Origin of the sequence: Micavibrio aeruginosavorus ARL-13 (genome assembly GCF_000226315.1) — a bacterium.
Classification (GTDB): domain Bacteria; phylum Pseudomonadota; class Alphaproteobacteria; order Micavibrionales; family Micavibrionaceae; genus Micavibrio; species Micavibrio aeruginosavorus_B.
Genome location: NC_016026.1, coordinates 195,360 through 220,255, shown reverse-complemented (window position 1 = coordinate 220,255; position 24,896 = coordinate 195,360). Strand labels below are relative to the sequence as shown.

Annotated in this window: 17 protein-coding genes; 10 read left to right on the top strand and 7 right to left on the bottom strand. The window is 56.8% G+C overall.

Annotated elements, in window-relative coordinates; all coding sequences use genetic code 11:
- Positions 1-78 precede the first annotated feature (78 nt).
- Positions 79-1,581, bottom strand: a complete 1,503-nt coding sequence (locus MICA_RS00970) for a pyridoxal phosphate-dependent aminotransferase (protein ID WP_236619932.1) — start codon at positions 1,579-1,581, stop codon at positions 79-81.
- Between the two features lie 173 nt (positions 1,582-1,754).
- Here MICA_RS00970 and xseA point away from each other — a divergent pair, with 173 nt between their 5' ends.
- Both xseA and MICA_RS00960 read left to right on the top strand, forming a co-directional pair.
- On the top strand, positions 1,755-3,194 hold the full coding sequence (xseA, locus tag MICA_RS00965; RefSeq protein ID WP_236619931.1) for an exodeoxyribonuclease VII large subunit: 1,440 nt from the start codon (positions 1,755-1,757) through the stop codon (positions 3,192-3,194).
- Between the two features lie 83 nt (positions 3,195-3,277).
- Positions 3,278-3,784, top strand: a complete 507-nt coding sequence (locus MICA_RS00960) for a hypothetical protein (RefSeq protein ID WP_014101774.1) — start codon at positions 3,278-3,280, stop codon at positions 3,782-3,784.
- A gap of 38 nt (positions 3,785-3,822) precedes the next feature.
- On the opposite strand, the gene MICA_RS00955 is transcribed toward MICA_RS00960, so the two are convergent.
- Entirely contained in the window at positions 3,823-4,614 is a 792-nt protein-coding gene (locus MICA_RS00955; protein WP_014101773.1) for a TerD family protein, read from the bottom strand.
- Entirely contained in the window at positions 4,611-5,345 is a 735-nt protein-coding gene (locus tag MICA_RS00950; RefSeq protein WP_014101772.1) for a hypothetical protein, read from the bottom strand. The genes MICA_RS00955 and MICA_RS00950 overlap by 4 nt, the downstream gene beginning before the upstream one ends.
- A gap of 92 nt (positions 5,346-5,437) precedes the next feature.
- On the opposite strand from MICA_RS00950, the gene MICA_RS12280 reads away from it, so the two are divergent.
- The 7 genes from MICA_RS12280 (at position 5,438) to MICA_RS00915 (ending at position 18,927) form a co-directional block, all read left to right on the top strand.
- Positions 5,438-5,794 (top strand): helix-turn-helix transcriptional regulator, encoded by a 357-nt coding sequence (locus tag MICA_RS12280; protein WP_236619930.1) that lies wholly within the window; start codon positions 5,438-5,440, stop codon positions 5,792-5,794.
- A gap of 6 nt (positions 5,795-5,800) precedes the next feature.
- Positions 5,801-7,090 carry a type II toxin-antitoxin system HipA family toxin gene (locus MICA_RS00940; protein ID WP_014101770.1) on the top strand — a complete coding sequence of 430 codons (1,290 nt, stop codon included), beginning with the start codon at positions 5,801-5,803 and terminating at the stop codon, positions 7,088-7,090.
- A gap of 157 nt (positions 7,091-7,247) precedes the next feature.
- On the top strand, positions 7,248-8,927 hold the full coding sequence (gene ettA / locus MICA_RS00935) for an energy-dependent translational throttle protein EttA (protein ID WP_014101769.1): 1,680 nt from the start codon (positions 7,248-7,250) through the stop codon (positions 8,925-8,927).
- 12 nt (positions 8,928-8,939) lie between these two features.
- On the top strand, positions 8,940-10,244 hold the full coding sequence (locus MICA_RS00930) for a M50 family metallopeptidase (RefSeq protein WP_014101768.1): 1,305 nt from the start codon (positions 8,940-8,942) through the stop codon (positions 10,242-10,244).
- 281 nt (positions 10,245-10,525) lie between these two features.
- Positions 10,526-13,198, top strand: a complete 2,673-nt coding sequence (locus MICA_RS00925; protein ID WP_148260395.1) for a DotA/TraY family protein — start codon at positions 10,526-10,528, stop codon at positions 13,196-13,198.
- Between the two features lie 111 nt (positions 13,199-13,309).
- Positions 13,310-16,066: a DotA/TraY family protein gene (locus MICA_RS00920; RefSeq protein WP_236619929.1), complete on the top strand. Its 2,757-nt coding sequence runs from the start codon at positions 13,310-13,312 to the stop codon at positions 16,064-16,066.
- A gap of 167 nt (positions 16,067-16,233) precedes the next feature.
- Positions 16,234-18,927 (top strand): DotA/TraY family protein, encoded by a 2,694-nt coding sequence (locus tag MICA_RS00915; protein ID WP_014101765.1) that lies wholly within the window; start codon positions 16,234-16,236, stop codon positions 18,925-18,927.
- Positions 18,928-18,996: 69 nt separating this feature from the next.
- On the opposite strand, the gene MICA_RS00910 is transcribed toward MICA_RS00915, so the two are convergent.
- From MICA_RS00910 to lptF, 4 genes are all read right to left on the bottom strand, one after another.
- Positions 18,997-19,671, bottom strand: a complete 675-nt coding sequence (locus MICA_RS00910; RefSeq protein WP_014101764.1) for an MlaC/ttg2D family ABC transporter substrate-binding protein — start codon at positions 19,669-19,671, stop codon at positions 18,997-18,999.
- 236 nt (positions 19,672-19,907) lie between these two features.
- Complete coding sequence (locus MICA_RS00905; RefSeq protein WP_014101763.1) at positions 19,908-20,657, bottom strand: MlaA family lipoprotein; 750 nt, start codon at positions 20,655-20,657, stop codon at positions 19,908-19,910.
- 213 nt (positions 20,658-20,870) lie between these two features.
- Positions 20,871-22,010, bottom strand: coding sequence for an LPS export ABC transporter permease LptG (gene lptG / locus MICA_RS00900; RefSeq protein ID WP_014101762.1), 1,140 nt, complete (start codon positions 22,008-22,010; stop codon positions 20,871-20,873).
- Positions 22,007-23,179 (bottom strand): LPS export ABC transporter permease LptF, encoded by a 1,173-nt coding sequence (lptF, locus tag MICA_RS00895; RefSeq protein WP_014101761.1) that lies wholly within the window; start codon positions 23,177-23,179, stop codon positions 22,007-22,009. Before lptF ends, lptG begins: the two co-directional genes overlap by 4 nt.
- A gap of 28 nt (positions 23,180-23,207) precedes the next feature.
- On the opposite strand from lptF, the gene MICA_RS00890 reads away from it, so the two are divergent.
- Positions 23,208-24,887, top strand: a complete 1,680-nt coding sequence (locus MICA_RS00890; protein ID WP_014101760.1) for a leucyl aminopeptidase — start codon at positions 23,208-23,210, stop codon at positions 24,885-24,887.
- Positions 24,888-24,896 lie beyond the last annotated feature (9 nt).

Genomic DNA, 24,896 nt, shown 5'->3' with positions numbered 1-24,896 from the left:
CCTCCGGGAGAGGGATGGGGTGAGGGGCTATCGCGCTCTAACGCACGCGCCTGCGCCTCTTTGCGAAGGCCTGTTCCCTCACCCTAACCCTCTCCCGGAGGGAGAGGGAATGGCAGCGACGCGCGGGGCACGCTTGAAATCCTTGACCCCCGCCGCCAATCGCCGCGCCGTCTCCAGAATATCCCGGTGCGGCATGGCGCAGGTGAGGCGGACAATCATGGAATGGGTGGGCAGCCCGGCCCAGCTGCCATAGGCAAATTGCAGGTTTTGCCCAGCCGCCAGAACATGGTCGATAGCCTCTTCCGTCTGGGCCGTGGCCGTGCCCATAAAGGCGCGGTAGGGCACGAATTCATTGGAATATTGACGGTCGCGCAGGGGCGAACAATCCAGCAAATGGAAGAACCCGGCCTGCGGCGTTGTGATAATCCGCACACCCTTGATCCCACGGGTCAGCAGGTCGCGTGATGCGGCGCGGTCCATACCGGTTTCCTTCATCACGATGCGCAGCATTTTTGCGCGGTCGGCATCGCTGGCCTCAGGCATTGTGTCCATGCCGTTGACCAACGCTTTCATCAAAAGAGTGTTCTGGCGATGCTGCGCGTTCAGGCGGGCCAGATGATGGCTGCGCTGTGCAGCAAATTTTTCATCGTCGTTGTAATAGGCCGCCAGCGCGTGCAGCACCGGGGTCGGCGGGAAATATCCGGCGTGGCGGGTAATGCCCATCATGGCGCGGATTTTGTCGCGGGGGCCAATGGCCACCCCGGCCCGCAGCCCCACCAGACCCGCCTTGGACGGGCCAAACAATGTGATGGTGTCGCGATACATGTGCGGCAATTGCGCGAAACCAAAGGGTTTTTCATCCCCCATTTCCAGCCCGTCATAAACCATATCGTCGATAATGGTCACGCGCGTGCCCGCATGATCCCACAGACGGGAGCGGGTGTTGAGCGACAGGGCGTTCAAATCCTGCTGCGCGTAATGGGCGTTGATGGCCTCAAAAATTTCCGCCAGATGTTCTGTTTCCGCTTTGCCCCGGATCAGCCCCGTCGGATTATGCGGGTTGCAATCGTAATAGGCGATGATGCGGTATCCGGCCTTGTGCGCGTCATTCACCGCAGCAATCAACGTGTCACGGTTTAACACACCGCCCGCGGCCAGATCGCGCTCCACCTTGACCACATGGAACCCCGCCGCCTTGGCCGCATCCATAAACATGCCATAGGTGGGCACGGGCATCAGGATGGCGGGTTTAATCACCGCGCCCTGACCGTTCCGTTCCGCCACATCCGCATGCAACATCCGCAGGGCCAGATCGAACGCTTCCGTCGTGCCGCCACCCGTGGGCAAAATTTCTTCGGTGGTCAGGCCGGACCAGCCCTTGTCATGGAAACCCCGCGCGCTGAAATAATCGCGCACCGGATGTAGTACATCCCGCACAGAGCCGGGGCCGCTATAGCTGGGGATCATGTTGTAATAATTGTTCAAATCCCGCGAAGCCATGCGAAACGCATACGCCGCCACCCCGCGCAACGGCAGCAGCGGGTCGCCCAAAGACAAATCGAGGCGTTTTTGACGGGTCATGGGGCCTGTCATAGCCCAAAAGCCAGACCCAACGCCAGAATTTTCATATTCTTGAGCTTGCTTCATCCGCATTCCCGCGAAAGCGGGGATCCAGCGGAAAGAACGGCAAAAACGTATGGATTCCCGCTTTCGCGGGAATGACAAGCCAGAGCCCAGGCCCTAAGATGCCCGCCATGACCAACCGCACGTTATTCGACCCACCACCCAATCCCGCGCCCGTTGGGGACCCCATTCCCAGCGCGAAGCAAACACCTGCGGAACCCCCGGCAGCCGCACCCATGCGCACGAACGTGCCTGAAATGAGCGTCGCGGATCTGGCCAATGCGTTGCGCCGGACGTTGGAAGAATCCTTTGGTCGCGTGCGGGTGCGCGGGGAATTATCCGGTTTGAAGCTGGCCTCCTCTGGCCATTTGTATGGCACGATCAAGGATGCGGATGCGGTCATTGATATCGTCTGTTGGAAGGGCAACCTTTCGAAACTGTCCATCCGCCCCGAAGACGGGCTGGACGTGGTGTGCGTCGGTAAAGTCTCCAGCTATCCGAAATCATCACGGTATCAGATTATCGTTGATTCCATTGAATTGGCGGGCGAAGGCGCGTTGCTGAAAATGCTGGAAGACCGCCGCAAAAAACTGGCGGCGGAAGGCCTGTTTGACGCCGCCCGCAAAAAACCCATTCCGTTTTTGCCCACCGTGATTGGCGTGGTGACATCACCCACGGGTGCGGTGATCCGCGATATCATGCATCGTTTGAATGATCGGTTCCCGCGCCATGTGTTGTTGTGGCCCGTCGCGGTGCAGGGCGATAATGCCGCCGCGCAAATTGCGGCGGCCATTGCCGGGTTTGATGCACTTCCGCACGATGGGTCCGTGCCGCGCCCGGATGTGGTGATTGTCGCGCGCGGGGGCGGAAGCCTCGAAGATTTGATGGCGTTTAACGAGGAAATCGTCGTGCGCGCCGCCGCCGCCTGTTCTATTCCGTTGATCTCAGCGGTGGGGCATGAAACCGATACGACATTGATCGATTATGCCGCCGATATGCGCGCACCCACACCGACCGGAGCCGCCGAAATGGCCGTGCCCGTGCGCGCCGAGTTGATGGCCCAGATCATGGATGATGCCCGTCGTTTGATGGGCGGCATGAACCGCATCACCGATCGCCACCATGAACGCGTAGTGTCCTTGGCCGCGCGGCTGGGTGATCCGCAAAAATTGCTGCAGATCAAAACACAGGCCGCCGATCACGCCATCCACCGTCTGGATGCCGCCTTTGACAAGGCCGTGCAGGCCCGCATTGCGAAACTAGACCGTCTGTCCGCCGCCTTGCGCCACCCACGCCAGATTGTCGAGGATGCGGGGCGTCGTTTGAGTGAGCGCGCCGAACGTCTGATCCGCGCGGCCCAAACCATCACGCCGGACAAAGCCCGCACCCTGACCGCCACGGTCCGCGTTCTGGATTCCCTGTCGTTTGAACGGGTGCTGGATCGCGGGTTCGTCGTGGTGCGTGATGCGGCGGGAACGCCCGTATCGAATGCCGATGCGCTGGCCAAGGGATCGGATATCACGCTGGAATTCCGTGACAAGAAACACCGCACCGCCACGGTTAAGGACTGAAAACCCGGTTATAGGGTGCTTTGGCCCTATGATTCCGGCGGTTTTCAGGGTATTTTGACCGGATCGGGAGTATAATCAAAACCATGCGCGAAACATTCCGCAACATGATGGACCGTCTGGGCGTTGGCTATGAGCTGTCGCCTTACGAAACCTATCCGCTGACCGTGTATGATCCGGCCACGGGTGCGACGTGCAGCGCCGAAATCCGCATGGGCATGGACCCGAATGAATGCGAAGCCGAAATTCAGTTGATGGTTGACATCCCGGCCGAAGGCCAGCCGCCGATGCAACAGGTGATCTGGTTCCAGTGCAAACCCGTTGTTGGGGCCGATTGGGATGTCGTGAATGCCCGGTTGAAGGGCGATCCGATCGACCGCGAAATTTATAACTGGGAAGAAAAATGCTGCAACTTCTTCGGTGCCGTGGCCCGCTTTATGAAGCTGGACCAGATGCCGGATATTGATGCGCTGATCGAAGAAGAATTCCACAGCCGCGAACGGTTCCACGACCAATATGGCGGCGGCGGCGGCAAGTCCCCGAAAATCCGCCCGGGCCAATTGCTGGACATGAAAAAAGGCCGCGGGTTTTAATCCTGACGGCCCTCTTCTTTTCCCTTTAAAAACGCGGCTTACGCGCCGGCGCCAACGATAATTCCGTACTGGGTCGCGATCGCACCTAAGCCGCCTTTGACTGGGTTTTCCAGCACCTCGAGATACCATTTCGGCCCTTCGCGCACCAGGCACGCGACCTGCATCCCGGCAACGCCGTTCAGCATGGATTCATCCATCTGCAGACGGACGATTTCATTGCCGTCTTCTTCGTTCACGACGCGCAGATAGATATTGCGCACCATACCCAGATGCTGTTCGGCCTCGGCCGCGTTATAGATCGACAATGTGATCATCACACGCAACACATCGAACGGCAGACCGTTCAGATCGATGAACAGCGATTCATCATCGCCATCGCCCGCACCGGTGCGGCTGTCGCCGCTATGGCGCACGGCCCCGTCACATCCGCTTTCGTTGTTGTAGAAAACGAAATCCTCATCCACACGGGTCTGGTTCTGCTTATCCAGCAGGAAGCAGCTTAAATCCACGTCGATCTTGGTTGTTTCCAGCATTTTATGGTCCCAGCCTGCACCAATCATGATACGGCGCAGGGACGGAACCTTTTTCACCAGATCGAAATAATCGCCCTTTTCCACCAGATGGAAATCGGAGGGTGAAGGCGCCGGCGCAGGCGCGGATGCGGCCAGATCACCGATCATGTCGACACCGCTGTCCGGCAGGTTCGTGTTTTGAGCCCCGCCATTTCCATTCCCGCCCATATCGCCCATCATGTCGATGGGACGTTCAAAATCATTATCGCCCGCTGTTGTTTCGTTCCAGAACGGATCATCGCCTATGCCGCCGCTCATTTACTGCCCCCTTCCCATTCCAGACCAAAACCAAACGCCCGGTCCATTTCAGCATGACCGGGGAAATATTCCGTGTGATTGGTGATGCGAATACCGTTTTCACGATTTTCAAACATCGCCACGGCGCAGACCGACAAATCGTTACGGTCCACACGCGGCGTGACGATCATCGGCGTTTCACCGGGGATCAGCAATTGCACCTGGGGCCGGATCGCATCCCAGTCCGGCGCACCATGATAGATGTAAACATAAGCCAGAATGCGTTTTACCTCGCCCCAGCGCGCGCCATTGATCTCAATGATTTCGTCCAGACCGTCTTTATCACCCGTGCGTTCATCGCCCGTATGATGCACAAACGGCGCATCGTTATACGCGCCATACAAATCACCAAAGGATTGAATGGCCCCACGGCGACCATCATGCAATTCATACAGACAACCCAGATCGACATCGACACCCTGCTTCGACATTTTTTTCAGCAGGCGGCTGAAAAACCCGGCCTGTTGCACCTGAATATTATCCCACGCCGCACCGATACGAATTTTCGGGAAACCACCTTCGCGCGGGTTGATCACGCTCATCTGCCCCGCCTGGGACAGGAATTCACAATCCGGATCGGTTGACGGCACCCGATACCCCGCCGCCCCCTTGGCATTGCCATGCCCGGAAAACGACGCCCGGCTGCGCGTGGCTTCGGACAGGGAATCCTGCGACAATTGTTCACGGGACATGGGTATATTTTCCTATATTGTGGCGCGAAAACTAACTTTTATAGGATAGTATATAGCGGTTAAAATGAACAGGCTGCTAAAAGGCCCACAAAATGATCCCGCTCGGGAGCAAATATGTATTACAGCAAGCAAAACAGAAGAAATGCTCCCGAACGGTAACAAAATGTTTGTTTTTAACTTTTTCGCCCTATATTGATACCGTACGGGATCAAGCAGAGGGTATCATGGAGCAAATCATACCAAACCCAAAAGAGCTGGGCGCAATTGTACGAGAGGCACGCAAGGAACAGCATTTAACCCAAGAAGAGCTGGCCGGACTAACCGGAACAGGACGGCGCTTTATCAGCGAACTGGAACAAGGCAAAACAACACTTGAACTTGGAAAGGTTCTACTGGTGCTTGCCGCACTAGGCATCGCCCTGTACGCACTGAGCAAGTGGAAAAAATAAACAGCCATGCAAGCAACACCTCTCGAAAAATTGCGCGTCTATTTACGCGGAGAATACGTTGGGGCACTCACGTCTGATTCCGGCACATTGTCTTTCGCATACGATGGGGCTTATTGCGAAAAAAAAGATGCCCCGAAATTATCAGTATCTTTACCCATACAAAAAGAAACATTTTCCCACCATGCAGCAGCCCCCTTCTTCTCGGGACTTTTACCTGATGGAGACGTACGTAAGCATTTAGCAAAACACTTAAAACTATCCCCTGAAAATATATTTGGTCTTCTGGAAGCCGTTGGCGGCGACTGCGCTGGCGCAGTCTCATTGTACAAAGAGCATGACCTCCTAAACAATACAACCAACCCAACCTACAAAGTCCTGAGCGATACTGAGGCGGCAGAGATTTTATCGTCGCTCAATCATCGTCCATTCCTTGTCGGTGAGGAAGGTATCCGTATGTCTGGCGCTGGCGCACAAGACAAACTTATGGTTTCTTTTGTTGGTAAAAAAATAGCCCTTCCAACAGGACAAACCCCATCAACGCACATAATAAAGCCTCCAATAAAAGGCGCTGAAAATTCTGTGCAAAATGAATTTTTTTGCATGCGGCTTGCGCAAAAAATTGGTTTACCTGCACCTGACACAAAAATTCTATATGTAGATCAAAACCCCTATTACTGCGTAACTCGTTATGATCGGGAAACAAACGAAACGGGGGAAGTCGCACGACTGCATCAGGAAGATTTTTGCCAGGCTTTACACATTCCCCCAGAATTAAAATATGAGAACGATAGCGGCCCCAGCCTTGAAGCATGCTTCAATCTTTTAGATCAACGAATAAGATCAGGAAGCATGCCCGGAAAAGACAAGCTCACATTCCTATATGGTGTTATTTTTAACGTTCTTATCGGTAATGGAGATGCACACGCAAAGAATTTTTCCATTCTTTACAGAAATGGCGCCGAAACCCTCGCGCCTTTTTATGATTTGCTCTGCACAGAAATTTACAATAAGAACGGAAAATTCAGAATGGCTATGAAAATCGATGGTCATTACATGCCTCACACCATGTCTGCCCGTAACTGGAAAAATTTCGCAGCATCTATCGGTATTGCGCCATCACTCATGCACAAAGCACTGCGCAAAGTCATAAATGACGTATCAAGAGAGGCAACTGGGCTCTACCTCGACCTCCATTCAGATACCGGTACGACCTCGCCGGTATATGAAAAAATTATGGGTGTTATCGCCTCAAACACACAAGAACTTGAGCTCCAGCTACTAACATGGGACACCTGAACAATAGACAGAATCCTGACATCACCAGCTCCGTATCCAAGGCAGGCTTTGAGCAAAAAACACCCCGCCGCATCTTCCCTTCTAGGCCCCCTCTGTTATAGTGCCCTCCGGTTTTATGGCTGATTTCAGCCCTTTTTTGTGAGAAGCGGAGCGCGCGATGGCGTCGTATCAGTATGTTTACGTGATGAATGGTTTGTCCAAGACCTGGCCGAATGGCAAAAAGGTGTTGGAAAACATTACGTTATCGTTTTTCCCCGGGGCGAAAATCGGCGTTCTGGGTCCGAACGGGGCCGGTAAATCGACCCTGTTGAAATTGATGGCCGGGGTGGACAAGGATTTCACGGGTGAAGCCTGGGCCGCCGAGGGCGCGCGCGTCGGCTATCTGGCACAGGAACCGCAACTGGACCCGACGAAAAACGTGGTCGAGAACATCACCGAAGCGTTGAAGGACGTGAAAAACATGGTCGACCGTTTCAACGCCATCGGCGTGGAAATGGCCGAGCCGGATGCCGATTATGATTCCCTGATGGCCGAGATGGGCGAGTTGCAGGAAAAGATCGACGCCGTTGATGGCTGGGAACTGGACCGCACGATTGAAATCGCCATGGACGCGTTGCGCTGTCCGCCGGCGGATGCCGATGTGACGAAACTGTCCGGGGGTGAACGCCGCCGCGTCGCGCTGTGCCGCCTGCTGCTGGAAAAGCCGGACCTGCTGCTGCTGGACGAACCGACCAACCACCTGGACGCCGAATCTGTCGCGTGGTTGCAACGCTTCCTGACCGATTACAAGGGCACGGTTGTCATGGTCACCCACGATCGTTACTTCCTGGACAATGTCACCGGATGGATTTTGGAGGTCGACCGTGGCCGCGGCATTCCGTATGAAGGCAATTATTCCGCCTACCTGAACGCCAAGCGCAAACGGATGGAATTGGAATCCAAACAGGAAGACGAGCGCCAGAAAACATTGTCGCGCGAACTGGAATGGATTCAACAATCCCCCGAAGGCCGCCGTAAAAAATCCAAGGCCCGTGTCGCCGCGTATGAAGATTTGCTGGCCCAATCGCAAAAAAGCGATCAACGCAACGCGCAGATCGTTATCCCGACGCCGCCGCGTTTGGGCAACGTGGTTATCGAGGCCGAAGGCTTACGCAAAGGGTTTGGCGATCGCCTGTTGATCGAAAACTTGTCCTTCAAATTGCCGCCGGGCGGGATTGTGGGCGTGATTGGTCCGAACGGTGCCGGTAAATCCACATTGTTCCGCATGATTACCGGACAAGAACAGCCTGATGAAGGGTCGTTCCGCGTTGGTGAAACCGTCAAACTGGGCTATGTCGACCAAAGCCGCGACGCGCTGGACGGGGATAAAAACGTCTGGGAAGAAATTTCCGACGGCATGGATATTTTGAAACTGGGCAAAATCGAAATGCCCAGTCGGGCTTATGTATCCGCGTTCAACTTCCGCGGGCCGGACCAGCAGAAGAAAGTTGGATCGCTCTCAGGCGGTGAACGCAACCGCGTCCATCTGGCCAAGATGCTGAAATCCGGCGCGAACGTTCTGCTGCTGGACGAACCGACCAACGATCTGGACACGGAAACATTGGCCGCCTTGGAAGAAGCGCTGGAACAATTCGCCGGTTGCGCCGTGGTCATCTCGCACGATCGCGCCTTCCTCGACCGTCTAGCCACACACATTCTGGCGTTTGAAGGCGATTCCCAAGTCACGTGGTTCGAAGGCAACTACGAAGATTACGAGAAAGACTACAAACGTCGCCTGGGCCGCGATGCGGACCAACCGCACCGGATCAAATACAAACCGCTGCGCCGCGCGGGCTAAGGCCTGACAACCATGCTCCCCATCGACAGCCAGATCGTTTTTACTCTTCTGTTCCTGCTGTCGCTGGGTGTGGTGTTTTTGGCGCATGAGGCGGGACATCTGTTGATGGCCCGTTTGCTGGGCGTGCACGTCACGCGCGTGTCGCTGGGCTTCGGCCGCGAAGTGTGGGGCCGCACCGATAAATACGGCACGCGGTGGAGTATCAAGATTTTTCCGTTCAGCGGCATGGTCCAGTTGACCGACCCCGACCGCGAAACCCCCGACGATTTTGCGCGCCGTCCGGCGTGGTTCCGGTTTTTCATGGTGTTGGCAGGGCCGGCGGCCAGTTTCTTTTTCGCCTATGTTTTATTTGTCGGGTTTTATGCGTTGATCGGGCAACCATCGACGCGCCCCATCGTCACCGCCGTACAAGTGGCCAGCCCCGCAGACCGGGCCGGTATTGTGCCCGGCGATCAGATCATCCTGTTCCAGGGCCAGCCCGTGGAACGGTACGAAGACATCGTGCACGCCCTGCGCACGCCGATGGATCAGGACGTGACCCTGCGCCTGATGCGGGATGGCGCGATGACGGACATCGCGCTGACCCCACGGTGGGATGAATATACGGATTTGCGCGGCTTTGACCGCGCCCATGGGCGGCTGGGCACCATTGCCCAGCATAACCCAATGGATCTGAGCGCTGTGCGCGCGGTGGATGGCATCGCCACACCCACCCGACAGGCCGCGTTTGACGCCCTGAAACAGCATGTCGGAAAAACCGTTGTGCTGGATCTGTTTTCAACGAACGGGCAAGCCGTGCCATACCGCATCTATATCGATCCCGAGACCAACGCGGATCTGATGCTGGACACCATGCCCGACCCGGCCGTGCTTTATATGGGACGGATACGCGGTGACATGTATCGCCTGCAGACATTTGAACAGGCGGTTATTACCGGGTGGCATGATTTCGCGCGGCTGGCGCGCGGCGTCTTTGGCACGTTCCGCGATGTCTGGCCGCTGGACCGCACCACCATCAGGCCCGAAACACAAGTCATCGGGGACGGATTGCGGCTGGTCGCCGGGGTGCATGGTGTCCTGTTTATGATGGCATTGCTGTCAATCATGATCGGATTGCTGAACCTGATCCCCCTGCCCGGGCTGGATGGATACTGGATCCTGCGCTACGCCATGGAGGCCATCACCGGGGTCGAAACCACCCGAACCTTTTACCCCTATCTTTGGCGGGTGATGATTTTCGGGATGGTTCTGGCGTGGTTGCTGGCCAATCTGGACGGGTTGCACCACATCTTCCCCGCACCGACCATATTACCATAACACAACACTCTGTTTTTATTCGGGAAAACAATCCTTAACGCCCCGCCGCCCGCCATACCGCGCCATACAGTCCGGAGCCGCCTTGTTGATTTGGCTCGCACCCCCGGAATCCTTTGGCCGAAGGGCCTGATTTTATGGTAGGATGTGGATAAATAAGGCGAATTAAAAATTTAATAAAATTTTATCTATCCCGGCTTAAAATCAAACCGGGTGTGGTAAAGCCGGGTGTGGTGGAAATAGTGCAGGAAATACGCGGAAAACAGGTCTTAGCCTATGCTTTTATGCCGGGGATTATCCCCCGGATCCGCAGCTTTGCCGAAAGCGGTTTTGGCTGGCTCGCCTTCCTGATGGCCGCCATTTATAATGCGGTCCGCCTGCTGCCCAATGGCCACCCCTATCTTGATCCCGCCAATCGCGGGAAATATGGCGTTCGCCACGTCATTGCCCAGGCCGCCAACAATTTGAAAATGACCCGGTCGAACATCGACCAGATCGTGATTTTCTTTGCGTTGCTGGTCGGATTTATCATTCTGGTTTTGCAATTTGTTCTGCTGGCCATGGGGCTGGTATTACAAACCGCGCATGCGGCGGGCCCGACCTTTGGCGGCGGCATGTTCTCCACCCCCGCCCCGGATAACGATATCGCTTTCATCCTGTTGCACACGGTTCTGGGTGTACCGGGCATGTTCGGCTCTTACGCATCGACACCATTCCACATCGCCATGCACGGCCTGTTCCAGTTTTACAGCCTGGCCATGCTGATCGTCGCGGTCATTGTGGTTTTGTATTACGTGCTGGTCATCGTCGGTGAAACCGCGCAAACGGGAACGCCGTTCGGCAAACGGTTCAACCATATCTGGGCCCCGATCCGTCTGGTGGTGGCGCTTGGCTTGCTGGTTCCGATCGCAAACGGTTTGAACTCGGGCCAGTACATCACGCTGTATGCGGCGAAACTGGGCTCCGGCCTGGCCACCAATGGCTGGCTGCTGTTTAACGAAAGCCTGACCAACGGTCTGGGCACATCGGATGAAAGCCTGGTCGCACGCCCCTCCATCCCCGATACAGCCGCCATCGTCAAATTCATGGCGCTGGCCCGCACCTGTAAAGAATCCTATGAACGCGTGTTGAACAACCAGGGCAACAGCGGCAACGTTGTCTTCACCATTGAGCCCTATCTGGTGAAAAACCCGCTGATCAACCAACAAATCCCCACCAACAGCGCCGGGTTTTACCAAACCGCCCTGCAATTCTATAAAAACAACGACATCATCATTTCATTCGGTGCCGCCGACCCCACGGGCGGGCGCATGAATTTCAACCAGAACACCGGCGGGATCAAACCCTATTGCGGTGAGGTTGTGATCCGCACCAACGCCGTCACCCAAGTCGGCGCGCTGGAGGTGCAGGAGGGATATTTCAACATGATCATGTTCCTGTGGCAGAACCCGCGCATCGCGGATTTTGCCGAGGTCATGGCCTATAAAAAACTGCCCAACAGCCAGGGTGGCTGTACGCTGAACACATCGAACGCCGACATCAATTGTAATGATGGCGTCCGCGCCCCGTTCATCGACCAGCTGATCCGGGACATGCACGACCAGTTCGATGCAACAGTCACCGACGCCCGGAACAACATGATTGCCGCCGGCGGCTTCAGCGTTCCGCCAGAAGTTCTGATCAAAGGATGGGGCGGTGCCGGCATCTGGTACAACAGCATTGCGCAGATGAATGGCGCGCTGTTCAGTGCGGCGTTCAACCTGCCATCACCGAACCGCCTGCCTGTTCCGATGCAGACGATTTCAGAATCGCGCCGTATGCACGACGAAAACCTGGGCGGGAACGAATATTTCGCTCCCCACCAGTCGGATGGTAACGCCATTGAATTCGAAGATCCGAATGATTATCTGGTCGCGGAAGTTTTGTACTACGCCTTCAAGGTCTGGGGCGAAGACGGCATCTACATGGATTCTGATGTTACGCCGAAGAATAACATCATCCTGGACACGCTGAACTTCCTGTTCGGCACGGACGGGCTGTTCAGCATGCGGGAAAACAAAGACATTCACCCGCTGGCGCAGCTGGTCGGTATTGGCAAGGGCATCGTTGACAGCACAGTGCGCAACCTGTTCGCCGCGACGATTTTCTCGGTCGGTGGCGGGCTGTTTGAAAAAATTCCGCAATTCGCCGGGATGGGCGCGTTCCTGAACGTCGCCAGCGGCATGCTGGTCTCCCTGGCAACGGTCGGCCTAACCGTCGGGTTCATCCTGTATTACGTTCTGCCGTTCCTGCCGTTCATCTATTTCTTCTTCGCCGTCGGAACATGGTTAAAAAGCGTGTTCGAAGCCATGGTGGGTGTGCCGCTCTGGGCGCTGGCCCACCTGAAAATCGACGGGCATGGTTTGCCCGGCGATATGGCGATGAGCGGCTATTTCATGATTTTTGAAATTTTCATCCGGCCGATTTTGACCGTGTTTGGCTTGTTGGCCAGTATCGTCATCTTCTCGGCGATGGTGCGGGTGCTGAACGAAATCTTCCCGCTGGTCACCGACAACCTGACCGGATTTGATGGCACCGATGCGGGCGCGACCCTGTTCGGCGGCACGCCGCTGGAATTTAAACGCAGCGTCATTGACGAATTTTTCTTCACCGTCGTTTACACGATCGTCGTCTATATGATCGCAACGTCCTGCTTCAAAATGATCGATTTGGTGCCAAAGAGCATCCTGCGCTGGATGGGTTCGGGTGTTCAGGGCTTTGCCGATGCTCAGGGCGACGCCAAGGAAGGTCTGGTCCAATATGCCGCGATGGGTGGTATGACCATGTCCGGTCAGCTGGCCGGCACACTGACCAGCGGCGGACGACTGGCGGGCAATGCCGCTGGAACCGTGATTGGCAATATTGGGCCCGGCGGCGGCGGCGGATCGCGCATAACCGGCGGTGGCGGCACACCATAACGGCCGCGATCCCCGTGGCGGCATACAGTTTAAACCTTCACGGGCCGCATCACATCTGGATGCGGTCTGTGGCTTGAAAGACAACGTGGGCAACCACAAAGTGGAATGAGCATGAACCTGACCCCGAAAGGGTTTTTCAAATTTACCCTGCTTCCCGGAATCGCGCCGCGATTGCGGGACTTGATGGCGGGCGGGTTCCGGTACATTGCCATGTTCACGGCCCTGATTTACCGCAGTGTCGGATTGTTGCCCGCCGGGCACCCTTATCTGAACCCCGAAAATTTCGGACGCTTTGGCTTGCACAATGTGGTGTTTCAGGCCGCATCCAACCTGAAATTCGACCGCAAGCATGTCGACCAGATTGCGATTTTCTTTTTGCTTCTGCTCGGTTTTGTCCTGCTGGTCCTGCAATTCGGCCTGTTGGCCGGGGCGCTTTTTATCGGATCGGCCAAGGCCGCCGGGGCCATGCCCACGGATTTCGTTGGCTGGTTCACACCGGCGGACCCGACGAATGACCTGGCCTATGTTCTGCTGGACCGCGTGTTCGGGGTTCCGGGCCTGTTCGGGTCATGCGTCGAACAAAACGTCGCCTGCTTCGGCAGTTCGGTCAGTGACGGACCGTGGCCCTTTCCCTATCACGGCGCGATGCAGAACATGTTCGCCCTGTACAGCGAAGCCCTGCTGATCGTTGCCACGATTATTGTGCTGTATCTGATCGTCAACATTGTCGTGGAAACCGCGGAAACAGGCACACCGTTTGGCCGCCGTTTTAACCGTGTCTGGGCCCCTTTGCGGATTGTTGCGGGGCTGGGCCTGTTGATCCCGGTGTCGTACGGCCTGAACTCGGCGCAATATATCACGCTGCATGCCGCGAAATGGGGATCGGGGTTTGCCACCAACGGATGGAACCGTTTCGTCGACAACATCACGGCCCCCACTTTGCTGGGCGAGCCGAACTCGCTGACATCGATCCCGGAATTCCCGTCGATGCCGCAGGATATTTTCCAGTTCTTCACCGTCGTATCCACCTGCGTCGACGCCTATCGCGCGATGTACAACATGGATATTCAAGCCTATGTCGTGCGCGGAACCACAAACCCCGCCCCGGTTTACATGTTGCTGGACGATATGAACATGACCGTTCAGGAGATCGCCGCATGGACTGGCGGCGACATGATCGTGCGTTTTGGCGAGCATAATCCGACAGAATATAAAAATGAAAAAGGGTATGTTTTCCCCTATTGCGGTGAAATGACCTATAAAATCATGTCGCAGGGGGCACCCAGCATCACAACCGGCACCACGCTGGCGACAGAATCGCCGGTCGACATGATCACCAAGAATTATATCGTCAACATCCTGCAATTCGGATGGTACGACATGAAAACGCAGAGCCCGGGCACCGGCACGGGCAGTGATTTCGTGTATATCGGCGATTGGGCCAAGAACATCAACCGCCGCTACCTGCCGCAAAACCGCGACCCGGCCGCGCCGCTTCCGACCGAGGAAGAAAAGCAATTCATCCTGACCGATTACCGGTACTGGATTGAGGACGCGCTGCGTGATGCCTATGCCCAGATGGGCAATTACCCATGGGCGGAGGATGCCAAAATCTATGGCTGGGGCGGGGCCGCCATCTGGTACAACAAAATTGCCCAGGTCAACGGCGATTTGACGGCCGCGGTCTTTAACCTGCCGCAACCGACGAAATATCCGCATATTCTGGAACTGATCCAGGCTGCCCACCGCAAGGAAGACAGTTCCTTTACCGGGAACAAACGGTTCGAGCCGCACCATTCCGATAACAGCCAGGTGGAATTGCCCGATCCGGCCTATTTCCCGATGGCGCAAGCCATGCACCAGGCCTTCGTTTCATGGAACGACACCACATACGGATGCGGCGATTCATCGTACGGTGCAATTTCCAGTGACATCGGATGCGGCCGTCGCCCCGCCACTGGCAACCAGATTATGGACTTCATCTATGTCCTGTTCGGGATGGAGGGGTTGTGGGACATGCGCCGCAACGAACACGTCTATCCGCTGGCGCAATTGGCGTCGCTGGGGCGGGCACTGGTGGAACATGGCGTCACGGTTCTGGGCTATTCCGCTGGTTCGGGCATTCTGGGGCTGGTCACCAGTGGCACCATGGTTGGCGCCATGGGCAAGGCCGTATCCGGCTTCCTGCTGGGGATTGGCATGATCGGCCTGAGCATCGGGCTGGTGCTGTTTTACGTTATTCCGTTTATGCCGTTCCTGTATTTCTTCTTTGCCGTCGGCGGGTGGATCAAAGGGGTGTTCGAGGCCATGGTTGGCGTCCCGCTGTGGGCGCTGGCGCATTTGAAAATTGATGGCGAGGGCCTGCCCGGGCGCGCCGCAATGAACGGTTATTATTTGCTGGTGGAGGTGTTTATCCGCCCGATCCTGATCGTGTTTGGATTGATCGCATCCATTGTGGTGTTCTATGCGCTGGTGCGCACGCTGAACAACATGTTCGAGCTGGTTATTTCCAACCTGGCCGGTTTTAACCACACCAATGCCCAGGCCGTCGCCGCCGACAGCACCGGCAGCGTCGCCTATTACCGCGGCATTATCGATCAGTTTTTCTATACGATCCTGTATGCGCTGGTTGTTTATATGATTGCGCAATCGACCTTTAAGCTGATCGACCTGATCCCGAAAAGCATCCTGCGCTGGATGCACGGCTCGGTCGAATCCTTCGGCGACCAGTTGCAGCCGCCGGCCGAGAATTTGACCCGGAACGCGTTCCTGGGCACCAACTCTATCTTCAGCTCAGGCGGCAGCATTATTGGTCAGATGACAGGCCGCGGTGCAGGCTGGGGCGAAAACATGACGAGCAGATTTTAATTGAGGACAGGGTCACACGGGCAGCATGCGCGCGATTCTGGAGAAAGACCAACGGGTTGTGGTATAATCTGGGGAACCGGAGAAACCATAATCTTAATAAAATATTAATAATCCGGCGCTGGATAACAGCAGCGGTGTGGTGAGAAAAAGGCGGGGCAGACGAACCAATGCCAAATGAAACAAAAACGATCACAACACGGCAAGTGTTGAAATTTGCGCTTCTGCCCGGGGTTATCCCGATGGCACGCGATCTGGTTGGTTCAGGATTCAGCCACGTATCCTTCTTTATGGCGCAGGTGTTTCGCGCCGCGCGTCTGCTGCCCCCCGGGCACCCGTACCTGAGCCCGCAAAATATCCGCAAATTCGGGATCAGCAACGTGCTGGGCGAAGCCTATCGGAATTTGCAGTTCAACAAATCCCACGCCGACCAGATCGTCATTTTCTCGATCGTCTGCCTGGGCTTCTTGCTGCTGCTGTTACAAATTGGCATCTTGCTGTTCAGCCTGATGGTCCAGACGGCCAAGGCCGCCATGCCCGCCGGATATGGCGATTTCTTCAAGATTCAAAACGCCCAGAACGACATCGCCTTTATCCTGCTGGACCGTGTTTTTGGCGTGCCCGGCATGTTTACCGACGCCAATGGCGGCGGCACATGCGTGGCCACCAATACACCCTGCCTGCAATCCACCGTTCCGGATGGGCCGTGGCCGTTTGCGTATCACGGCGCCCTGCACGATATGCTGCAATTCTACAGCATCGGGCTGATGGTGATTGCCGTTATTATCTTCCTGTATTTTGCCGTGGCCATCGTCGTGGAAACGGCACAAAGCGGTACGCCATTTGGCCGCCGGTTCAACCACGTCTGGGCGCCGATCCGGATGGTGGTGGCGTTGGGGCTGCTGGTACCGCTTAGCTACGGGCTGAACGGGGCGCAATATGTGACGCTGTATGCGGCGAAATGGGGATCAAACATGGCCAGCAATGGCTGGAGCCTGTTTAACCAGCGCCTTGTCGGCACGACCCTGCTGGGGAACCCAAATTTTCTGGTCGCAGAACCACAACAACCCAAACCGAACGATTTGTTGCAGTTTTATACGGTTCTGGCCGCTTGCACGAAATCGTATGAGTTGCTGGCCGAAGGCAAAGTCAGCATCAACGCCTATCTGGTGCGCAGCGTGACCCGCGCGCCGGAATTCATGTTGCTGTCTGACGCTGCCTGGGCCGATGCTCTACAATTCTACGATAATGGCGACATTATCGTCGTGTTTGGTGAACGCGACCCTATCCGGCACAAGAACAAGCCGGGTTACGTCATGCCTTATTGCGGACAGCTGGTCATGACCACGACCGATGTGCAGGAGCCGGGGTCCCGTTTTATCCAGCAATCCTACTATGAAGGCCTGATCCGCGCCCCGTGGAACCAGATCAACACCGAAGACAATGGCAGCTATTTCATCAATGCGGGTTATGCCGCGGTGAAAGAAGCCCTGCCCAACAGCACGGCCAGCAGCATCACCAACACCATGCCCACGCCTCAGGACCGCGATGATCTGGTCCGGTCGTGGAGTGAAAACATTGATCAGTGGATTTATTACGGCACGGTCCAGCAAATCGGCGGAGCGCAATGGCTGTTCACCCAGCAGGATCTGGGCTGGGGCGGCGGTGGTATCTGGTACAACAAGATCGCCCAGATGAACGGCGCCATGATCGCCGCGGCCTATAACATCCCCTTCCCGACCAAGTACCCGGCCATCATGGAATATGTGCTGGAGGAAAAACGGAAGAAGGACAACGAAATCATCAGCCAGCTGCGGTACCAGCCGACGATGGCGGATGGCGTGGCGGTTGAATTTACGGAGTATGGCGCGGCGTTGTCCTCTGCGCTGAACCGCGCCTATGATATCTGGAACGTTGAGGCCGCAGGCCAGCCAAGCGGGGCCGAAAACATTCCCATCCCGACATCACAAAACATTCTGATCGACGTGATCAATGCCATGTTCGGGACGGAAGGGTTGTTCAACATGCGCAACAACGCCAACGTCCACCCGCTGGCGCAATTGGTGGCGTTGGGCAAATCCATGGTGGATTCGGCCATCACCAACCTTGGTATTGCCGCCGGGTCCGGGGCCGTGGCCACGTTGTCCAACCTGCTGAACGGCTTGTTCGGGATCGGACCACTGGCCGGGGCGTTTTCCAGCATCGCCAGCGGCGTCGCCTTTATGACGCTCAGCATGGGTTTCGTGCTGTATTACGTGTTGCCGTTCCTGCCCTTCATCTATTTCTTCTTCGCCGTCGGCAACTGGGTCAAGGGCGTGTTCGAGGCGATGGTGGGCGTGCCGCTGTGGGCGCTGGCCCACATCCGGATCGACGGGGACGGATTGATGGGGGATGCGGCCAAGGACGGCTATTTCCTGATCTTTGAAATCTTTATGCGACCGCTCTTTATCGTCTTTGGCCTGATCGCTGCCGTGTCGATCTTCGCGGCCCAGGTTCAGGTGCTGAACAGTATCTTTGATCTGGTCGTGTCCAACCTGACCGGCTTTAACAACGAGGACGCGCAAAACGCGCTGGATGGCCAGCTGGGCGCATGGGAGTTTATGCGCTCTACCATCGACTATTTCTTCCACACCGTGATTTACGCGATCATCGTGTACATGATGGGCATGGCGTCGTTCAAACTGATCACGCTGATCCCGAACCACGTCATGTACTGGCTGGGCACGAACGTCAACGGCTTCGGCGACTTCTCCGGCGACCCGGCGGAACACCTGGTCCGCAACGTGTCCATGGGCGCGAACTCGGTCGGTGGGTCGCTCAAAGGGGCGGCGGGCAGTTTGCAAGGCATGTTCGCGAAACAGTAACCTCATACGGAATAATAAAAAACACCCGCCAATCCGGCGGGTGTTTTTTATGCGCGCTGTGAGCGCTGCTTATCCGTTCTTCTTTTTCAGATGATCCAGCAGAACCTGTACATTGCCACCGCCAGCCTGGATGACCGAGGAGAAGTCGGAACGCTGCGTCAGGGACATGCTGACCCCCTCGACCAGAACGTCAACGATCTTGTAACGGCCATCCTTGTTGCGCACACGCCAATCCACCTTTACCGGCGGTTTTCCTTCCGGCGATTCGATCAGGGAGGATACGATCACATCCTTGTCCCCGTCCGGGCGCGATCCCGTGGTGCGGAAGGTCTGGTTCGTGTATTCACTGAACCGTTCGGAGTAGACATTCACAACCATAATTTTGAATTGTTTCTGATAATCGGCCCGTTGGGCTTCGGATGCGGAGCGCCAATAGGTCCCCAGCGCAAAGCGGCCAATGGTCGCCATATCAAAAGAATCTTCCAGCAATTTGCGGAAAGACGCGCGTTTCTGCTGCTGCGACATGGCGTCATTGCCCAGGAAGGCAATCGCCCGTCCGGCCATGGAATCAACGAAATTTTCCGCGCCCTTTTGATCCGCGACGCGGACAAAAAGGGAGTCCGCCGTATAAGCCGGGCGAATATCCATTCCCGCCCATGCCTGATGCGCGGCCAGCGGGGACAGTACAGCCACCGCCGCTACACCCAAAACCAATCCGCGCAGTCCTGTTTTCCGATCCAGCATTCAAATAACCTCAACACATTCATGGGGCCCATAGAGGGGCGGTTTCAGTGACTTTAATCTTAGGCCATATCCTTTGGCCGGCACACCATATAGCCTGATTATCGCGTGCGGCAAACTCTATTGTCAGTGTGCCAGACATCAAAGGCAAAAACAGGGCAAATGGCCTTCATTTCTAAAAAAATTCGGGACCCACGCAGGGCCCCGAATCAATCCTTTATACAGCGATCCCGACACCCTTAATCGTAGTCAGGGATTGCCACGCCACCCACGCCCGGGTCCATATCATTGACCAGAGCTTCACGGCGCTGCAGATAGGCACTGCGCGTCGCGGCATAGTAATCGAAGGAGTTGCGGCGCAGATCGTCCAGCGCATCCAGCAATTCTTCACGCGAATCGATCACGGTCATCCCCAGACGGGCATAGTGCCAGCCTTCGCGTTCCGTGTTGAACAGGTACCAGCGCAGCGGGTCCATAAACCCATCGACCAGCATGCCCGTACCATCACGCAGGGACGACGGCCCCATCAGCGGTAAAATCACATAAGCCCCGTGGCCAACGCCCCAGACGCCCAGCGTCTGGCCGAAATCTTCCTGTTCGTACGGATAGCCTTCCATACCAGCCACATCAATCAGGCCACCAACGCCGATCAGCGTGTTGACCGAGGTGCGGACCAGAACATTTTCAACACCCGCCAGGTCACCCTGCAACGCTTCGTTGGCCAGGTTCACAGGAGCACGCAGGTTGCGCAGGAAGTTGCGCACGCCGGTACGGGCCGGTTGTGGAACGGCAAATCGGTATCCCTTGGCCACCGGGCGCAGAACAGCCTGATCCACGGCATCGTTCACGGCGAACATGACGCGGTTATACCCTTCCAACGGATCATTTGGGTCCGTGGCTTGGGTGCTGCTGCATGCAGACAGGGTCAGCGCGGCCAAACCGGCCAGCACCAAATGAGAGAATTTCAAACACGCAAACCGCGCCATCATTTTATATCCCGCACAATCGAAGGGGTTTCATGGATCTTGTAAAGTTTTGTAAGAACAAGCGCATGGCCAGCACGCGCCACACACACCGAGTTAACCAGATCGCGCTAAACGCATGGTTAACACAGACGCACCGATTTAACTTTTTTTCGCCTTTATATCAAGACGTTCCGGGCAGTGTGGCACAAATAATACACAGAGTGTTGCAAAGTGGCATCAGCCATCCTCAAGCGTCAGCAGCACCGCCCCGCCCAGCAACAACGTCACCAGCGCCGGGGACCAGGCCGCCAGCAGGACCGGGATCTGTTGCGAGGCACCCAGCGCCTGCAGGAAGCTGGACAGGAAGAAGACCAGAAAGCCCATCAGCACCCCGGCCATCACCATCACCATCGCCCCACGGAAGCGTGGCGGCCGGAGCGACACTGTCGCCGCCAGCAACACCATGGCCATAAACAGCAAGGGCTGGGCCAGCAAAGACTGGAAATGGATCGACAGGCGGGTGGCATCAAACCCGGTTTGCTTCAGCGTGGCGATAAAGCCCGGCAGTTTCCAGAAGGACAAAGTTTCCGGGGAGGAGAAGCTCTCCTCAATCTCATCCGCGGTCAACCGGGTTGGCAGGGCATAACGTTGCACCCGCTCGGCCCGGCTTCCCGGCACGCTGATTTGCACATCCTGCAAATTCCATTGGCCACGGGTCAGGCGGGCGCGGGCCGCGTCCATCCGGCGCAGGAAGTTATTGTCGCCATCAAAGAACAGCACCATCACTTCGCGCAATTCCCAGTCCGGCAACTGAATTTTGGCCGCATGAATAATGGCATAGCCCGCATCGCCATCATCATCCCCGGGGGCCGGGGTGGCCTCTGCCTGCGGGTCATAGGCCTGTCGCAGCCACAGCCCTTCCTTAAACAAAGCGATCTGGTTCCCCTCGGGCAGCAAATACCGGTTTTCCAGCACCTGATACCGCCCCAGCATCATCGCCCCCAGCGGGTTGATGACGGTCATTTGCAGCACGCCGATCAGGACCGCCACACCCATGACCGGGGCCAGAAATTGCCACACGGAAAACCCCGCCGCGCGCACAACGATCAGTTCGCTGCGCCGGGTCAGAACCCAGAAGGTGAACATGGCCCCGAACAGGATGGCGAAGGGGAAAATCAACTGCCCCACCTCGGGCAGCTTGTACAACCCCATCTCCAGCACGCGGGACAGGCCGACATCGCGCTTCGCCGCCCGGCGCAGCAATTCGACCGTATCGAACAGATAGACCACGCCCAGCAAAATGGCCGTGATAAACAGGAAATTGACCGCAAAAAGCCGCCCCAGATAGGCGTTGAGCGTGGCGTGACGGTTGATCATGCTGCACCCCCGGCCTTGGTGTTTTTCGCGCCGGAAACAAACACGGATGACAGGGTGCGGCACCATGGTTTTTGCCGCATGGCCTCGCTGGCTCCGCTGAGCAGGTAACCGCACAAAAGCAACGGCCCCAGCACCAGCACATCCATCAAAATAATCCCGCCGATATGGTCCTGCGCCATGTTAAAAGCGGCCAGATACAGGCCCTGAATCCCGACCACGGCGGCAATGGCGGCCACGATCCGACGGGTTTGCCCGCGGCGATCCACCGGCCCCAGCAACAAGAAGGCCAGACCGATGACACTATAGGTCAGGGCCAGGAAGGGGCTGATGATGCGGCGATGGGCTTCGACCATAAAATCGCGGCGATTGGCCCGGTCATTTTCATTATTCATGTCGGGGCGGAACAATTCGAACAGGGTCCGCTCCTCCGGCTCGCGCCAGCGTTGGCGCACCACGCCCGACCCTTCCGGCAAATCAATCAGATAGCGGTCAAAATCCAGCCGGGTCAGGTTGCCCGTGCTGTCATCCATCGCCTGCCGCGACCCCTCATACACAACAACCTGCTGCCCGGAATCGGTGGCGACCATGACACCGCGTTTGGCAATCACCGTCACCGGGGTCGGGTTTTGGGCCCGGGTGTCGTGAATCATCAATCCGCCCAGCTCACCATTCTCGAGCCGTTCCCGCATATACACGGTCAGGCCGGGGGCCACGGCGTTAAACACCCCTTCGCGGAACAGCAGGCTGGAATATTGCGCTTTGATCACCTGCCGCAGATGTTGCATTCCCGCCAACGTCACCGGGGCCAGCCACGCTGTCATGATCAACAATACGACACTGACCCCCAGCGCCAGCATCAAGGCCGGACGGGCCAACCGCGCGGGCGAGGCCCCAATGGCCCGCATGACCACCAGTTCGCTGTCCATCGTCATGCGGTTATAAATAAAGACAATCGCCGCCAGCAACGCGATGGGCAGAATGATTTCAAAGAAGCGCGGCAAGGCCAGCAGAGTCAGCAACCAAAAGGCCGAGCCCGACGCCCCGGCATTGATGACCAGTTCCAGAAAGCGCAATGACTGCGTCAGGAAAATAATAGCCGCCAGCACCACGGCAATAAACACCGTGGCGATCAGCAGGGTTTTGAACAGATAGCGGTCAAAGACACCCATGGAAAAAGGCACGCGTCTGGGTTAAAGTTTGTCGGCCTTTATCCATACCAAGCCCGTTCCGGGCGGCAAAGCCGTAAATCTCTCAAAAAGCGGAAAAATCATGACCAAAACCGTCAAAATCACATTTTCCAAAACATCGAAGTCCAAATCCGACACCCTGGCTGCCTGTGTTGGCGCCGATGGGGCTTTCAGCCCAGAGGCCGAAGCCCTGAACAAGCAAAGCGGCGGGACCATTCGCCAGTGGATGGACGCGCAGGATCATTTCACCGGAAAGGCCGGGCAGGTCGCCGTGATCGCCGCCCCAAAGAACAAGGACGGCGTGGTGCGTTACATGCTGGTCGGGATGGGCGAGGTTGCCGATCTGACCGCCGCCGAAGCCGCCGTGATCGGGGGCAAATTCTACAGCGCCCTGAAATCCACGGGCACGGAACACGCGACATTTTTTGCTGCAGCAAAAGGCGCAGCAAAATCGGACAAGAAACCCAAAAAATCCGATGAAAAACAATCCCTTGGCGCAGACGCCATCGCCGCCCACATTGCGGAAGGTGTGCGCCTGCGCGCCTATGATTTCGACCTGTATAAATCGACCGAGAAGGGCAGCAGCAAAAAGGGCGAGAAGAAAGCCCGCACCCTGCAATCCGTCGATATCGTGCTGGATGACGCGACCAAGGCCGCCGCGTTTGACCGCGATCTGGCCGCCGCCGCCGCCGGAACCCATGTGGCCCGCGACCTGACCAACGAGCCGCCAAACGTGATTTACCCGGACAGCTACGCCAAACGAATTGCCAAAATGCTGCAGCCTTTGGGCATCCATGTCGAAATTCTGGATGAGAAGAAAATGGCCAAGCTGGGTATGGAATCCCATCTGGCCGTGGGTCAGGGCTCGGCCCGCCCGCCGCGCGTGGTGATTATGCGCTATGCCGGAAAATCGGGCGGAAAGGCCGCGAAATCCGCAAAAACCGCCCCGAAAATGACCAAACCGCTGGCGTTCGTCGGCAAGGGCGTGACGTTTGACACGGGCGGCATTTCCATCAAGCCCGCCGCCGGCATGGATGACATGAAAATGGACATGGGCGGATCGGCCGCCGTGGTCGGTTTGCTGCACACGCTGGCCAGCCGCAAGGCCAAGGTCGATGTGGTCGGGATTGTCGGTCTGGCCGAAAATATGCCGTCCGACCGCGCCTATCGCCCCGGCGATATCATCAATTCGATGGCCGGAAAAACCATCGAGGTCCTGAACACGGACGCCGAAGGCCGTCTGGTCCTGTGCGACGCCCTGACCTATGTCCAGAAACATGACAAGCCGAAGATGATCATCGATCTGGCCACCCTGACCGGGGCGATCATGGTGGCGTTGGGATCCGAATATGCCGGGGCCTATGCCAATGATGAAACGCTGTGGACCCAGTTGAACGACGCCAGCCAGAAGACGGGCGAAAAATTGTGGCGGATGCCGCTGGACGATTTTTATCGCAAATCGATGGTGTCCACCATTGCCGACCTGAAAAACATCAGCGGGTCCCCGCATGGCGGGTCCTGTACCGCCGCCGGGTTCCTGCAACACTTTATCGAGGGCGACACCCCCTGGGCCCACCTCGACATCGCCGGGACCGCCTGGGTCAACGCCGACAAGCCACTGGGCCCGAAAGGTGCCACCGGATTTGGCGTCCGCGTCCTGAACCAGATGGTGATGGATTATTACGAGTAAGACGTAAGG

What these genes read in the sequence shown, in the direction of transcription:
- MICA_RS00930 (WP_014101768.1), top strand. Translation starts at nt 8,940, where the DNA reads ATGCTCCCCATCGACAGCCAGATCGTTTTTACTCTTCTGTTCCTGCTG.
- MICA_RS00905 (WP_014101763.1), bottom strand. Translation starts at nt 20,657, where the DNA reads ATGATGGCGCGGTTTGCGTGTTTGAAATTCTCTCATTTGGTGCTGGCC.
- lptG (WP_014101762.1), bottom strand. Translation starts at nt 22,010, where the DNA reads ATGATCAACCGTCACGCCACGCTCAACGCCTATCTGGGGCGGCTTTTT.
- MICA_RS00920 (WP_236619929.1), top strand. Translation starts at nt 13,310, where the DNA reads ATGAACCTGACCCCGAAAGGGTTTTTCAAATTTACCCTGCTTCCCGGA.
- MICA_RS00970 (WP_236619932.1), bottom strand. Translation starts at nt 1,581, where the DNA reads ATGACCCGTCAAAAACGCCTCGATTTGTCTTTGGGCGACCCGCTGCTG.
- MICA_RS12280 (WP_236619930.1), top strand. Translation starts at nt 5,438, where the DNA reads ATGATCCCGCTCGGGAGCAAATATGTATTACAGCAAGCAAAACAGAAG.
- MICA_RS00940 (WP_014101770.1), top strand. Translation starts at nt 5,801, where the DNA reads ATGCAAGCAACACCTCTCGAAAAATTGCGCGTCTATTTACGCGGAGAA.
- MICA_RS00950 (WP_014101772.1), bottom strand. Translation starts at nt 5,345, where the DNA reads ATGTCCCGTGAACAATTGTCGCAGGATTCCCTGTCCGAAGCCACGCGC.
- MICA_RS00960 (WP_014101774.1), top strand. Translation starts at nt 3,278, where the DNA reads ATGCGCGAAACATTCCGCAACATGATGGACCGTCTGGGCGTTGGCTAT.
- MICA_RS00955 (WP_014101773.1), bottom strand. Translation starts at nt 4,614, where the DNA reads ATGAGCGGCGGCATAGGCGATGATCCGTTCTGGAACGAAACAACAGCG.
- MICA_RS00915 (WP_014101765.1), top strand. Translation starts at nt 16,234, where the DNA reads ATGCCAAATGAAACAAAAACGATCACAACACGGCAAGTGTTGAAATTT.
- MICA_RS00910 (WP_014101764.1), bottom strand. Translation starts at nt 19,671, where the DNA reads ATGCTGGATCGGAAAACAGGACTGCGCGGATTGGTTTTGGGTGTAGCG.
- ettA (WP_014101769.1), top strand. Translation starts at nt 7,248, where the DNA reads ATGGCGTCGTATCAGTATGTTTACGTGATGAATGGTTTGTCCAAGACC.
- MICA_RS00925 (WP_148260395.1), top strand. Translation starts at nt 10,526, where the DNA reads ATGCCGGGGATTATCCCCCGGATCCGCAGCTTTGCCGAAAGCGGTTTT.
- xseA (WP_236619931.1), top strand. Translation starts at nt 1,755, where the DNA reads ATGACCAACCGCACGTTATTCGACCCACCACCCAATCCCGCGCCCGTT.
- lptF (WP_014101761.1), bottom strand. Translation starts at nt 23,179, where the DNA reads ATGGGTGTCTTTGACCGCTATCTGTTCAAAACCCTGCTGATCGCCACG.